At 75.9% G+C, this 13,379-nt stretch carries 13 protein-coding genes; 6 read left to right on the top strand and 7 right to left on the bottom strand.

What is annotated here, in order from left to right; translation table 11 throughout:
• Positions 1 to 19 precede the first annotated feature (19 nt).
• From ACFU74_RS31010 to ACFU74_RS30995, 4 genes are all read right to left on the bottom strand, one after another.
• Complete coding sequence (locus ACFU74_RS31010) at positions 20 to 1,612, bottom strand: multicopper oxidase family protein (protein WP_380762761.1); 1,593 nt, start codon at positions 1,610 to 1,612, stop codon at positions 20 to 22.
• A gap of 109 nt (positions 1,613 to 1,721) precedes the next feature.
• Positions 1,722 to 2,228: a hypothetical protein gene (locus ACFU74_RS31005; RefSeq protein WP_380762759.1), complete on the bottom strand. Its 507-nt coding sequence runs from the start codon at positions 2,226 to 2,228 to the stop codon at positions 1,722 to 1,724.
• Positions 2,229 to 2,279: 51 nt separating this feature from the next.
• Positions 2,280 to 2,747, bottom strand: a complete 468-nt coding sequence (locus ACFU74_RS31000; protein WP_380762757.1) for a DUF5990 family protein — start codon at positions 2,745 to 2,747, stop codon at positions 2,280 to 2,282.
• Positions 2,748 to 2,805: 58 nt separating this feature from the next.
• Positions 2,806 to 3,537: a sulfite exporter TauE/SafE family protein gene (locus ACFU74_RS30995; RefSeq protein WP_380762755.1), complete on the bottom strand. Its 732-nt coding sequence runs from the start codon at positions 3,535 to 3,537 to the stop codon at positions 2,806 to 2,808.
• Positions 3,538 to 3,685: 148 nt separating this feature from the next.
• Here ACFU74_RS30995 and ACFU74_RS30990 point away from each other — a divergent pair, with 148 nt between their 5' ends.
• Complete coding sequence (locus tag ACFU74_RS30990) at positions 3,686 to 3,916, top strand: hypothetical protein (protein WP_380762752.1); 231 nt, start codon at positions 3,686 to 3,688, stop codon at positions 3,914 to 3,916.
• Positions 3,917 to 3,919: 3 nt separating this feature from the next.
• Here ACFU74_RS30990 and ACFU74_RS30985 read toward each other — a convergent pair whose 3' ends face one another.
• The gene (locus ACFU74_RS30985; RefSeq protein ID WP_380762749.1) at positions 3,920 to 4,606 is read right to left on the bottom strand and encodes a phosphoribosyltransferase; all 687 of its coding nucleotides are present in this window, start codon (positions 4,604 to 4,606) and stop codon (positions 3,920 to 3,922) included.
• Positions 4,607 to 5,389: 783 nt separating this feature from the next.
• Here ACFU74_RS30985 and ACFU74_RS30980 point away from each other — a divergent pair.
• On the top strand, positions 5,390 to 5,974 hold the full coding sequence (locus ACFU74_RS30980; RefSeq protein WP_380762747.1) for an NADPH-dependent FMN reductase: 585 nt from the start codon (positions 5,390 to 5,392) through the stop codon (positions 5,972 to 5,974).
• 111 nt (positions 5,975 to 6,085) lie between these two features.
• Complete coding sequence (locus ACFU74_RS30975; RefSeq protein ID WP_380762745.1) at positions 6,086 to 6,517, top strand: MerR family transcriptional regulator; 432 nt, start codon at positions 6,086 to 6,088, stop codon at positions 6,515 to 6,517.
• A gap of 789 nt (positions 6,518 to 7,306) precedes the next feature.
• Here ACFU74_RS30975 and ACFU74_RS30970 read toward each other — a convergent pair.
• Complete coding sequence (locus tag ACFU74_RS30970; protein ID WP_380762743.1) at positions 7,307 to 8,038, bottom strand: TIGR04222 domain-containing membrane protein; 732 nt, start codon at positions 8,036 to 8,038, stop codon at positions 7,307 to 7,309.
• A 158-nt stretch (positions 8,039 to 8,196) separates the two neighbouring features.
• Here ACFU74_RS30970 and ACFU74_RS30965 point away from each other — a divergent pair, with 158 nt between their 5' ends.
• Positions 8,197 to 9,144 carry a molybdopterin-dependent oxidoreductase gene (locus ACFU74_RS30965; protein WP_380762740.1) on the top strand — a complete coding sequence of 316 codons (948 nt, stop codon included), beginning with the start codon at positions 8,197 to 8,199 and terminating at the stop codon, positions 9,142 to 9,144.
• A gap of 208 nt (positions 9,145 to 9,352) precedes the next feature.
• Positions 9,353 to 10,930, top strand: coding sequence for an AMP-binding protein (locus ACFU74_RS30960; RefSeq protein WP_380762737.1), 1,578 nt, complete (start codon positions 9,353 to 9,355; stop codon positions 10,928 to 10,930).
• Positions 10,931 to 10,953: 23 nt separating this feature from the next.
• Here ACFU74_RS30960 and ACFU74_RS30955 read toward each other — a convergent pair whose 3' ends face one another.
• Positions 10,954 to 12,171, bottom strand: coding sequence for a Dyp-type peroxidase (locus ACFU74_RS30955; RefSeq protein ID WP_380762735.1), 1,218 nt, complete (start codon positions 12,169 to 12,171; stop codon positions 10,954 to 10,956).
• Between the two features lie 76 nt (positions 12,172 to 12,247).
• On the opposite strand from ACFU74_RS30955, the gene ACFU74_RS30950 reads away from it, so the two are divergent.
• A partial coding sequence (locus ACFU74_RS30950) for a nitrous oxide reductase family maturation protein NosD (RefSeq protein ID WP_380762732.1) occupies positions 12,248 to 13,379 on the top strand: 1,132 nt, incomplete at its 3' end.

Raw genomic sequence — 13,379 nt, 5'->3', positions numbered from 1 at the left:
GCCCGGGACCGGGCCGGGCTCAGGCCCGGTAGGCGACCAGACCCATCATCCCGGCCTCGCCGTGGTAGGCGTTGTGGCAGTGCGTCATCCACTGCCCCGGGTTGTCGGCGTCGAAGTCGCAGGTCACCGTCCGCCCGGGCAGCACGATCACGGTGTCCTTGCGCGGTCCCCCGTCACCGACCTGGAAGGTGTGGCCGTGCAGGTGCATGGGATGCCACATCTCCGTCCGGTTGACGAACTCCAGCCGGACCCGCTCCCCGGCGCCGACCAGGAAGGGACGGTCGGTCGGCCTCGCCATGTCGAAGGGGCGCCCGTTGAGCGCCCAGTCGTACCGGGCCATGCCGCCGGTCAGCTCGATCCGGTGGGTGCGCCCGGGCGTGCGCGACGGCAGCCGGACCTCGTCCGCCGCCCGCAGGTCGGAGGCGGCGAGGATCCGCCCGTTCAGCTCGGCGGGGCGGACGGTGTCCGCCGGCGCCTCGCCCGTGCCGGTGCGGACCAGCGCCCGCCCGGCGGCGTCCTTGCCCTCGGCGAGCGCGGTCAGCGGGAAGACGCCGTCCTGGAGGGTGACCAGGGCGTCGTAGCGCTCGCCCATGCCGATCAGCAGGGCGTCCACCTCCTCGTGCGCCACCGGGAAGCCGTCGGTGTGGGTGACGGTCAGCCGGTGGCCGCCCAGGGCGAGGCGGTAGGCGGTGTCGCCGCCCGCGTTGACGATCCGCAGCCGCACCCGGCGGCCGGGCCTGGACCGGTACACCTCGGGGTCGGCCGCGATCCGGCCGTTCACCAGGTGGTGCGGGTAGCGGACGTCGCCCGCGTCGCCGCCGAGCAGGTCGCTGGTGGCGCCCATGAGCATGAACGACGACGGCGCCCGGCCGGCGGGCGCACCCGTGCCCGCGTCCGTGCCGGGCATCGCGTGACCGCCCGTGCCGCCCGTGCCGTGGCCGGGCATCCCGCTCATGTCGTGGCCGCCGCTGCCGCCGCCCATGCCCTTGCGGAGTTCGGTGAACGCCTGGTCCGGGGTTCCGGTGAGGCCGTCCAGCCAGTCGTCCAGGACGACCACCCACTCCTCGTCGTACCCCAGCGGCTCCTGCGGGTCCTCGACGATCAGCGGCGCGTACAGGCCGCGGTCGAGCTGGACGCCGACGTGCGGGTGGAACCAGTAGGTGCCCGGCCGGTCGGTGACGAAGCGGTAGGTGTGGCTGCCGCCGGCCGCGACCGGCCGCATGGTGACCGGCGGTACGCCGTCCATGTCGTTGCGCAGCGCCAGGCCGTGCCAGTGCAGCGAGGTCGCCACGGGCAGCCGGTTGTCCAGGGTGGCGACCAGGGTGTCCCCGGCCGTGGTGCGGATCGCGGGGCCGGGCAGGGCGCCGAAGGTCCAGGTCGCGGCGGTGGTCCCGCCGCCCAGGTCGACGGCCTGGGCCGTCGCGGTGACGGTCACCGGGCGCTCCTTGCCGGTGCCGTGCCGCTTGGCCTCCGCCTCGGCGACGGGGCCGCCGGACGGGTCGACGAGCGGCGGCGTGGCGGCCGCGTCGGTGCAGGCGGCGAGCAGGCCGGCGCCGACGGCGCCCAGGCCCGCGCGCAGCAGGGAACGGCGGTTGACGGTGAATTCGGGCATCGGGGTCTCTCGGGTGAGTGCGCGTCGGCACCGGCCTCGACGGCCGTGCCGGTGGACAGGGCCGACCGGCGGCGGGAGGCTGTTCGCTCCCCCGCCGCCGTCGGGGCGCCTATCTGCGCGAGACCGAGAGGACGTCGAGGTCGGGCGGTGGTGCGCCCGGCCCGGGGCTGCCGGGCGCGGTCGCCGGGCGGTGCGGCGCCGGGTCGGCGCCGGTGCGCTCGGCGGCGAGGCCGGTCTGCGGCGGGCCGTCGAGCAGGACGCCGCGCGCGGGCGCCGTCGAGGAGCAGACCCGGTGTTCGGCGCAGGCCCGGACGGGGTGCTCGGCGACGGCCGGCGCCCGGTGGCCGGAGACGCCGGGGTGCTGGTGGGCGGAGACGCCGGGATGCCGGTGGGTGGCGGCCGGACGGTCGGCGCTCGCCGTCGTCGCCGCGGCGGTGTGTGGGGCCGCAGCGGTGTGCGGGGCCGCGGTGACACCGGCCGGCAGGGTGTGATGGCCGATCAGCCCGAGGGCGGTCAGCAGGAGGAGAAGGAGCGCCGCTCCCGTCCCCGCTCGCGCCCCCGCCCCCGCTCCACGGCGACGCGGGTCGCGGGAGGGAGGGGCGGCGTCCTGGCGCATGGCGGTCACTATACCCAGGCCCGGTATGTGGGAACGGTAAGCGCGGTCCGCTCAGCCCCCGTCCACCCCTTCGGCCGTCCACACCACCTGCGGGGGCCGGACGGCCGCGCAGAGCGGCTGCCCCTTGGCATCGGTCAGACCGAGGCGGCCGGTCAGCCGCCCGGTCGCCGTCGCGTCGGCGGCCACCCGCGCGTCGACGGCGTCGAGCATGAGCTTGGCCCGGCGGAACACGCTGAGGGCTCCGGCGTCGTCGACCGCGCCCCAGACCAGGTAGACGAAGCGCTGCCCGGGGCGGCCCTGGACGTACGGGCCCTTGACGTCGATGCCGCCGGGCACGGGGCTCACCGTGCACTCCAGCGTCCAGACGGCCGAGGGCGCGTCACCGGGCTGGAGGCCGAGGAGTTCGCCGGGGCGCTCGCGCCGCTGCACGGCGACGTGGATGTTCCGGTAGCCGGGAAAGCCCGGCGCGGCCGGGCACGAGCGGCCCGGGAGGTCGACGGCTTCGATACGCAGCTGCACCCGGACAGTCTGCCCCAGGCCGCGGCCGGGCCGCCGGCACCGCCGGCCACCGGGTCCGTCACAGGTCCCGGACCCCCTTGCCGAGGGTGGTCAGGCCGCCGGCCAGCGCCAGGCCGAGCACCACCGCCCGGGTGCGGCGCTCGGGCACCCGGTCCGCCAGCGCCCTGCCGACGCCGGCGCCGAGCGCGATCCCGGCCGCCGCCGCCGACCACGCGGGCGCAGCCAGCTGCGGCGCCCCCTTGGCGGCGAGCGAGAGGAGGTTGACGGCCACCCCGTAGAACTGCGCGTTGGGCAGGAACTCGCGGGCGCTCCAGCCCGTGTTGACGGCGTAGAGCGAGACGGCCGGGCCGCCGACCCCGGCGGCGGAGTTCATGAACCCGCTGGCCGCGCCCGCCGCCAGCGCGCCCCGGACACCGCGGAGCCCGGCGGCCCGCACGCCCCCGATCACCAGCAGCGCCGCGGCGCCGACCAGCAGTCCGATACCGATCAGCAGCGCCGGCGCGGGCACCCGGCCGGCGGTCCAGGCGCCCAGCGGCACGGTGCACGCGGCCGCCCCGGTCAGCGGCAGCATCCGGGCGAGCCGCACCTGCCGCCAGGTGCCGGCCAGCCCGACCGCACTGATGGCGCCGGCCGCGCAGTTGGACAGCGTCACCCCGTCGCCCGGCCCCAGCAGCAGGACCAGCGCCGGTCCCGCGACCAGCGCGAACCCGACCCCCGCCAGCCGCTGCACGGACGCGCCCACCAGGACCACCAGGCCCAGCGGCAACGCGGCCCCCCATCCGGCATCCACGGCACTCCCCCCGCCTCCGGACTCCGACGTGGCACCCGACCGTACGCGCCCGACCCCCGTCCGCTCGACCGGATTTCACTCGTCGGACTCCCACGAACTACTACACGCCTGTAGAGTCGACCCGACGACCCGCAGAGGAGGGGACAGCATGGACGCACCCGGCTGGCAGCCGCCGGCTCACGAGGTCGAGCCCGCCTACCACCCGGTCCAGGTCAACCTCCCGGACGGCGGCTGGTCCGTGGGCCGGATCAACGCCTGGTGGCGCCCGGCCGGCGCCCAGGCCTGGTGCCGGGTCCGGACGCTGGGCCGCGGCGAGCCCCCGGCCTGGATGCCCTTCGACCCCGACCGCCTGCTGCTGCTCCCGGCCTCGGGGATCTGATCCTCAGCGGCGCACCGGCTGCTGGCGCAGCAGGACGGCCACCTCGCGGTCGGTGACGTCCCGGAAGTCGTCGTACCAGGGGCCCACCGCGTGCAGGTAGGTGCTCTCGCGCAGGCAGAGCAGCGCGTCGACGACCCGGCGCAGCGCCGCCGCCTCCCGCGCGTCGCACACCGGCGCGGCCAGCACCAGCAGGTCCGGCCCGCGCCCGCGCAGGGCCTGGACGGCGGCCGGGGCGACCGGCCCGTACACCACGCCGTCGGTGACCAGGACGACCGTCCGGCCGTCCACCGGCAGCGGCGGCCTGCGGTCCCGGTACAGCTTCTCCAGCCGGTGCAGCTCCACCCGCTGGTGGGTCACCTCGCCTTCGAGGTCCTCCTCCCCCAGCCCGAGCCCGCGCATCGCCCGCCGGTTCAGCACCGGCGGCGCCTCGTCGGCCAGCGCCCCGAGCGGCGTCCCGTTGCCGGGCGCGTTGAGCGCCCGCGCGACCACCACGTCCAGCGGCGCCGCCAGCTCACGCGCCACCTCCGCCGCGACCGCGACCCCGCCCGGCGCCAACCCCACCACCACGGGTTCCGCCCCACCCCGCGCCCGCAGGTACTCCCCGGTCCGCCGCGCAAGCCTGAGCCCGGCGTCCCTGCGGTTGGTGAACAGCGCGGTCACGTCCTCCTCCTCGATCACTCTCTGCAACACGCCGCGCCTACCCTGCCCGCCCACCGGCACACACCGAACGGCAGTCGGCTGCCGGTGATCACGACGGCCGACAGCCGGCGGGTCGTGGGCTGCGGGAGTGCTGCGCATCCACTGTACGGCGGAGGACTGCGCCCGGATCCGCTCCAGGAGCTACCCGCCGCCTGGCACCGGCTACGGCTCCGGGCGACGGGCCGCCGCCCTTCCGGTCGGAGGCGCGGCCGTGTCCTGGAGGGGCGGTCCCGCCGTCCTGACCCAACCCGGCCGACGCCGGCGAGGCGCCGGCCGCGGTCCTGGGCCGCACCTGCCCTGAGGCCCGCGCCCGTTCGCCGAGCCGCGGACCGCGAACTCGCCGGCCCGCGCCCGCCGGGTCGGCAACACCAGGGCCTGCTCACCACGAACGAGGAGCCGCACGGGCCGCTCGCTCACGCACCGACGGACGGCGCTCGGCTCGCCGGTGGCGGCCGTGGTCCGCCAGGGGCGGGTACCTCAGGTGCTGGTGAGCAGTTGCGGGGAGGGGCCTTGACCCCTCCCCGGGTGCGGGGGTCAGGCCAGGGTGGGCCTCGTGGTCGGCGCGGGCCGGTCGACCTGCTCGGGGGTGATGCGGGCCGCACGAAGGTGTCGACCCTGGCCGGCCACCGCCCGCCGCTGCCGTACAGTGTGCGGTCGCCCCGCGGCCCGGCGATCCGGTCCACGCGCTACGCGGGGCGCCGGGCCGTTCGTCCTCCCGGCGACCGGACGGATCGGCTTGAGTTCGCCCATAGGCGAAGACCTAGCGTCGTCGGCATGACAGAAGACAACGTCAACGTCCGGCTCCGGATCGCCGTGGTGATCGGAAGCGTGCGCAAGCCCCGACTGGCCGATTCCCTCGCCGCGTGGTTGGAGCAGGAGCTCTCCGCGATCGACTGGATCGACCTCGACATGATCGACCTCGCCACGGCCCCGCTGCCGATGCACGAGATGCAGCCGGGCGGGGCGGCCGCGTCCCCGATCGCCGGGCGGCTCGCGGGGGCCGACGGGTTCGTGTTCCTCACCCCGGAGTACAACCACAGCTTCCCGGCGGCACTGAAGAACGCGATCGACTGGCACTTCACCGAGTGGGCGTACAAGCCGGTCGCCTTCGTCGGATACGGCGGCTCCGGCGGTATCAGGGCCATCGAGCAGTTGCGGACGGTCCTTCCGGAGCTGCGCGCCACCACGATCCGGGAGTCGGTGCTGCTGCCGATGGCGTGGGAGCACATCGACGCCGACGGTCACTTCGTCGCTCCACCGGGTGCGACGAAGGCGCTGCACTCGACGCTGGAGGAACTGCGCACGTGGGCGAGGGCGTTGCGGGCCCTTCGGGTCGCGGATCCGGTCGGCCCGGCGTAGCCCCGGCGGCCCTGGCGGCGGGGGCGTGCACGGTTGCGCTCCCCCGCCGCGCCGCTACTCCGCTGTGATACTGGACCGGCAGGATTCATCGATGAACGCGGGACGGATGCCATGACCACCATCGAGCACCCCGGCCTCGAAGCGAGCCACGCCTCGCTGACGGTCGGACAGTTGGCCCGGGCCGCCGGGGTGACGCCCAACGCGGTCCGCTTCTACGAGCGCTACGGCGTGATCAGCGGCTACCGGAGCAGCGGCAACGCCCGCCGCTTCACCGTCGACGCGATCTGCCGGGTCAGGCTCGCGCTCGCCGCGCAGCGCGTGGGGATCACCCTCAAGGAGAGTGCCGACATCCTCGCCGGCATCCCGCCCCTCTCACCCGACCTCGACCGGTGGGCCGCCGCCGGGGAGCAACTCGTCCGGATCGGCCGGGACCGGATCAGCCGGCTTCAGGAGACGGTGAACGAACTGGCCACGCTCGAATTCCTTCAGTCGGGCCCCGAGGCGGACCGGCTCCGGCCGGCCGCGCTGGGGAAGGCCGGCTGACGGCGCCGCGTCGGTGAAGCCGATGTGGAAGGTGTAGGCGGACCTGGGCATCCGGGCGGCGATCCGGAGCAGGGCCCAGCGGCCCTGGCTGGTCTTCACGCAGATGCTCTGGTCGCGCAGGAGCGCGTCGAAGTCGATTTTGCCGTCGACGAGTTGGGTCCGCGTCGAGCAGTTGGGGATGTCGGCGTTGTTGATGACGCCCATGCCCTGGTCCTCGGTCTTCTCCCGCGCCCCGTGGAACAGCCGGCCGGAGTCGAGCCGGACGTCGGCGCCCGGCGTTCCGCTCGGCACCACCGCCATGGTGTCGAGGTCCAGGAGGTTGTCGTCGCCCACCGTGATGTCCGCGACGCCGGTCAGGTAGCGGTCGAAGTCGTGGACCGTGGGGTCCAGCGTCGGGGAGGCGGCGGTGGTGCGGCCCGGCCCTGGTGATGAGGACCTCGAAGACGTCGCCGGTGCCGCGGCGGACGCGGGCGCCGGACGCGCCGCGCGTCCGCCGTCGCCGTGCTGGAGCAGGGGGACGCCGATGCCCAGGGCCGCGAGGACGAGCGCGGCCAACGGGAAGACCGCGAACTGGACGACGGGCCGCTGGTACCAACCGGCCGTCGCGGCACCCGGGCGCCCGGGGTCCGGCGGGTGGACCGGGTCCGGCGGGTGGCCGCCCGTACTGGACGCTGCTCCGACGTCCGGACCGTCCGACACCGCACCCTCCCCGCCCCGGCTCGCCTACCCCTTCAGTGTGGCGGCCGGGTCGACGTCAACCACCCTCAATGGTTGACGAGTTGGGAAACTCTACGTGCGGCCCCGAACGGCGGCGGTGAGTCGGGGCCGGCCCAGCGCCTCCACCCCGGTGGCGGCGAGGACCGCCCAGGTGGTGCGGCCGGTCGGGGTGGGGCCGTCCCCCGGGAGGCACCAGCCCGGGGGCGCCGGTTCACCGGCCCGGAGAGCGGCGAGCAGGGGGACGACGCGGTCGGCGGCCCGCGTCCGGGGCTCGGCGGCCGGCGGTGCGCGGCGGGTCAGGGCGGCGCCGGCCGACAGGGCGGCCAGGCCGGCGAACAGCATGGCGAGGGTCCGGTCCGCGCCGAGGACCGCGACGGAAAGCCGGGCGGTGACGGCCGCGACGACGATCAGCAGCACGCCCACCGCCGCGGCCGGCAGCCTCAGGACGCGTCCGCCGGCGGACGGGGTGGGCCGGGTGGACGGGGGGAGGCCGCCGACCAGCAGGCCGCGGCGGCGCAGGCCCGCCTCCAGCTCCCGGGCGGGCGCGCTGGGACCGAACGCGGCACGCGGGGCGCCCAGCCAGCCGGTGCCGGACGGGCCGAGCGCGGCGAGCAGCACGGCCTCCACCTCGTCGCGCGGGCGGGGCCGGACGACCCGGACCATGCCGTGCCGGTCGATCTCCACCCGGGCCGCCAGGAGCATCCGCACCAGCGCGGTCTCGGCCACCCGCCACGGGCCCCCGGCCAGGTAGGCCAGCTCGTGGATCGACAACTCCTCGACCCGAAGGCCCTGTTCGTCGCGCACGTCCACCACTCCCCGCCCGGCCGCCGCCCGGCCGGCGTGCGCAAGGCTACCGGGCCGGTGGGTGGACACGGATCGTTCGGGGCCGGAATCCTTCCTATACTCCACCCGGTCCACCCGCCCCGGTCCCACCGGGCCGCCCGACGACGTACGGAGCCCGCGTGCAGGCAACGCCCGCCGACCCGAGCACCCCCGACGCCTTCCTCACCCCCGTCGAGCACCTCTTCGTCCGGAACCACCTCGGACCGTCGCCCGAACTCGACGCCTCCTCCTGGACGTTGACCGTCGAAGGCCTGGTGGAGCGGCCGCTCTGGCTGGACCTGCCGGCGCTGCGCGGGCTGGCCCGGACCAGCCTGACCGCCTTCCACGAGTGCTTCGGCAGCCCCTCCCGCCCCGACGTCCCGACCCGCGCGATCGCCAACCTGGAGTGGTCCGGCGTCGCACTGTCCGACGTCCTGGACCTCGCGACCCCGCGCCCGCAGGCCCGGCACATCTGGTTCGAGGGCGCCGACCGCGGCTCGTTCGCGGGCGAGAGCGGGCTGACGTACCTGAAGGACCTCCCGCTGGAGCAGGCCCGCGAGGAAGTGCTGCTGGCCGACACCGTCAACGGCGAACCGCTTCCCGGGCGGCACGGCTTCCCGCTGCGGGCGGTGGCGCCCGGGCTGTTCGCCACCAACTCGGTCAAGTGGCTGACCCGCCTGGTGCTGGCCGACCACCGGCCCGAGCACCTGTTCACCACCCGCCTCTACACCCGCGTCCCACCGGGCGGCGGCGCCCCGCGCCCGGTCCGGGAGGTCGACGTCAACAGCAAACTCCTCGCCCCGCACGACGGTCAGCGGGTGCCCGCCGGGACGTACGAGGTGACCGGCCGGGCGTGGAGCCACGCGCCGGTCGTCTCGATGGAGATCGCCGTCGACGACACCGGCTGGCGCCCGGCCCTCCTGCACCCGCGCGGCCCGCACCCCGTCTGGCAGCGGTTCGCCCTGCCCTGCCGGCTCACCCCCGGCCCGCACCGCATCCGCTGCCGCGCCACCGACGCCCACGGCCGTGTCCAGCCACCGTCCGGTGCCCGCAACGCCGTCCACACGGTGGAGGTACTGGCCACCTGACCCGCAGCGGCCGTTACGGACGGTCCGGCCGACGGAGCCGGGCGCCCTGATGAGGACGTCGGCGCGCCCGGCTCGGACGGCGGCGCCGTGCACCGCCGACGCAGACGGACTGATGATCCATCACATTCGGTCCGGTGGCGGCGCTTTCGCGCCAAACACCCGCCGGGCATGCCCGCCCCGGTGGCCGGGGTGGGGTTAGCCTGGGCCCATGGTTGCAGACTACAAGGAAGACGTGGCCGCGGACGGGCCGGAGTTCGTCAGCGGAGCCGCGCTGATCCTCCGGTCCCTCGCGGCCGACCCCGACCGGCCGGCCGTCGTCACCGCCGACGGCGTCCGGATCGCCTCCGGCGAGTTCGCCGCCGCCACCTACCGCCTCGCGCACGAGCTGATCGCCCGGGGCGCCGCCCGGGGCACCACCGTGACCCTGCTGACCGGCAACACCGCCGAGGCACTCGGGGCGCGGTACGCGGTTGGACTCTCGGGCGCCCGGCTGGTGATCCTGTACGACGGTATGAGCGCGCCGGTCCTGGCCGAGATCACGGCGAGCGTCGACACTGCCATCCTGCTCGTGGACGCCGAACGGTACGCCTCGGCCGCCGAGTTGCTCCCGCTGGTCGACGTGCCGACGGTCCTCACCCTCGGCCCCGGGCCGGACTCGGGGGCCGCCGTCGGTGAGGACGTCATCGCGGCCTCCGCCGACCGCCCGGCCGAGGCTCCGAACGTCCGGATCCGCCCCGAGGACGACCACGGCATCCGCCACACCGGGGGCACGACGGGCATCCCGAAGGGCATCGTCAGCCTGCACGGACCCTACCGCGGCATCTTCGACGTCCCGCTCGGCAGCGGCGGCGCCGACGGACCGCCCCGCCTGCTGGCCGCGACCCCGCTCGCCCACCTCGCCGGGGTCCTCGCCGACCTGACCCTCCATCGCGGCGGCACGGTCGTCCTCCAGCGCTCCTTCGACCCGGGCGCGGTCCTGGCGGCCGTCGAGCGCGAACGGATCACCGACCTCTGGGTGCTGCCGCCGCTGCTCCACCGGTTGCTCGACCACCCGGCCGTCGGCCGCACCGACCTGTCCTCCCTGCGGCACATCCTGTACGGCGGCAGCGCCGCCTCGGCGCCCCGGATCCGCGAGGCGCTCAAGGTGTTCGGGCCGATCCTGACCGGCCTCTACGGGATGTCGGAGGCGCAGCTGATCACCGTGCTGACCCCGCCGGAGCACGCCCGGATCGGCCAGGACGGGCCGGTCCCCGTCGGGCGGCCGGTCCCGGGGGTCGAGGTGGCGATCCGCTCCCTGGACGGCGCCGACCTGCCGACCGGCGACCAGGGCGAGATCCACCTGCGCTCCGAGGGCGTCATGGCCGGGTACTGGAAGCGGCCCGACCTCACCGACGCGGTGCTGCGCGACGGCTGGCTCAACACCGGCGACGTCGGCCACTTCGACGAGGACGGGTACCTCTACCTCTCCGACCGGGTCAAGGACCTGATCATCGTGGTCGGCGGACACGTCTACCCGTCCGAGGTGGAGGACCTCCTGGTCACCCACCCGGCGGTCGCCCGCTGCGCGGTCTTCGGGGTCCGCGACGAGCAGGAGGGGGAGCACGTCCATGTCGCCGTGGTCCCCGCCCCGGGTCAGCGGCCGCGGCTGGACGAGCTCCGCGCCTTCGTCACCGCGCGCAAGGGCCGGATCTACGCCCCCGAGGTGCTCCACCTGGTCGACGAGATCCCGCTGACGTCCGTCGGCAAGCCGGACAAGCGGCGGCTGCGCGAAACCGCCACGGGCTGAGCCCGCACCGGGCCGAGGCCGGCTCAGGCCCAGAGCTGCGCGCCGAGCACGGTGCCCTCCGGGGCTCCGGGGAGGACGTAGGCGACGGCGGAGGCGGTGTGCTCGACGAAGGGGTTGAGCGCGTCGCGCTCGGCGAGGCGGTTCTGCACGCGGGTGAACTGGCCCGCGTCGCGCATGAAGGCGCAGAAGAGCAGACCGCGGTCGCCGGGGGCGTCGTCGTAGCTGTAGCCGCGGCGCAGCATCCGGGCGCCGCCGTCGAGGCGGGGGCCGGTGAGGCGCACGTGGGAGGTGGCGGGGATGACGTAGGCGCCGTCGGGGTGCTTGGCGTAGAGGTCCGGTTCGTCGCGTTCGGCGGTGCCGGTGAGCGGGGCGCCGTCGCCGGCGCGGCGGCCCATGGCGAGGTTCTGCTGCTCCTCGGGGAGGGCGGCGAAGGCGGCGGTGTCCATCCGGATCCGCCGGTAGACCAGGACGGTGGCGTTCTCGTGCGGCCCGGGCGGGCCCCAGACCCACTGGCGGGCGGCGTCCTCGTCGGGGTTGGCGGTGCCGTCCTTGAAGCCGAACAGGTTGCGGGGCGTGGCGCCCGGGGCGGTCCCGGGCAGGAAGCCTGACTGTGCCCAGCGGGGGGTGGCGCCGGCGCCCTGGGCGGCGGTGGTGGCGAGTTCGGCGACGACGGCGAGCGTCCAGTGGTCGGCGGCGCAGAGCTGGAGCAGCAGGTCGCCGCCGCCGCGGGCCGGGTCGAGCCGGTCGCCGGGGAAGGCCGGCAGTTCGGCGAGTCCGGCGGGGACGGCGAGCGAGAGGCGGGTGGCGAGGGCCGGGCCGAGGCCGACCAGCGAGGTGAGCCGGGGCGCGGCGCCGTCGGCGCGCAGGCGCGGGTCGGGTGACGGTCCGGCGGCCGCGGCCAGGGTGCGGGTCCAGGCGGTGAGCAGGGCGCGCAGGGCCTCGCGGTCGGCGGCGGCGGAGGCCGCCGGGAGGTCGAAGGCGAGCAGCCTGGTCGCGGGGAGCTGCGGGGCCGTCAGCGCGGCCTGTCGGGCGCCGTGGAAGGGGATCGGGCCCTCGGGCGGCGGGGCGCCGGTGGAGGTGGTGGCGTGGCCCGGCTTCCGGTCGCGGTCCGCCAGGTCGGCGACCGTCGCGCCGACGCCGGCGGCGAGCGCCGCACCGGCCGCCAGCAGCGCCCTTCGCCTCCCGAGACCGGACGCGGCGGGGAGGTTCGGAAGCGACGCGTTTTCCGGTTCGGTGGGCATGCGCCCTATTGGAGACGATAGAACACGTGCCATGCAAATCACGTTTCCTGATCGTCAGTCACCCCGCAGGACCGCTGTGACGGCCGTGGCCGCCCTGGCCGTCCTGGCGGCGGCCGGGTGCTCCTCGTCCGGTCCGGCCGCGGAGGACGCCAAGCACCCGGGCGGGAGCGTGGTGCGCGTCCCCGAGGACTTCCCCACCATCCAGAAGGCGGTGGACGTCGCGCACGAGGGCGACACGGTGCTGATCGGCCCCGGCACCTACCGCGAGAGCGTGCGCGTCGCCAAGCGGAACATCGTGGTGCGCGGCACGGACCGCTCCGCCGTGGTGCTCGACGGCGGGCTGAAGCTGGCCAACGGCATCACCGCCACCGGCCCCGGCACGGTGGTGGAGAACCTCACCGTGCGCGGCTACCTGGCCAACGGCGTGCTGTTCACCGGCGTGACCGACGAGAAGCTCCAGCAGCGCGGCGCGGGCGGCTCGGCGTACGACCCGCTGGACACCCGGCGCTTCCCGCCCGTGGAGGGCTTCCGGGCGACCCGGGTGACGGCGTACAACAACGGCCTGTACGGCATCTACGCCTTCGACGCGCGCGCCGGGGTGATCGAGGAGTCCTACGCCTCCGGGCACGCCGACTCCGGCATCTACGTCGGCCAGTGCAAGCCCTGCGACACGCTGGTGCGCGGCAACACGGTGGAGCGCAACGCGGTCGGCGTGGAGCTGACCAACGCCTCGGACGGCCTGTCGATCCTGGGCAACCGCGCGGCGGGCAACCGGGTGGGCGTCACGGTGAACTCCAACGACCTGGAGGCGCTGGCCCCGCAGCACGGCGCGGTGATCGCGGGCAACGTGGTGGTCGACAACAACGCCGCCGACTCGCCCCAGCAGGCGGACGGCGGCTTCGGGATCGGCATCGGGATCGGCGGCGGCACGGCGAACCGGGTGGAGCGCAACCTGGTCCGGGGCAACCGGGCGGCGGGGGTGATCGTCACCGATCCGGCGGGCCACCCGGCGAGCGGCAACCGGGTCGAGGGCAACCAGGTGGACGGCAACGGGGCCGATCTGGTGCTCGCCTCGGTCGACCCCGCCAACTGCTTCAGCGGCAACCGGCCCGGCACCCAGAGCCCGGACGGCCTGGAGGCCGCGGCGGCCTGCGGCGGGCCGGGGCGCGGGCCGCTGGCCGCCGGGCGCGCGGCGCCGGTGCAGGCGC

Origin of the sequence: Kitasatospora sp. NPDC057500, assembly GCF_042802195.1 — a bacterium.
In the GTDB taxonomy this organism is placed as follows: Bacteria; Actinomycetota; Actinomycetes; order Streptomycetales; family Streptomycetaceae; genus Kitasatospora.
The sequence above is the reverse complement of the archived record's forward strand: the minus strand, read 5'-3'. Positions and strand labels throughout refer to the sequence as shown.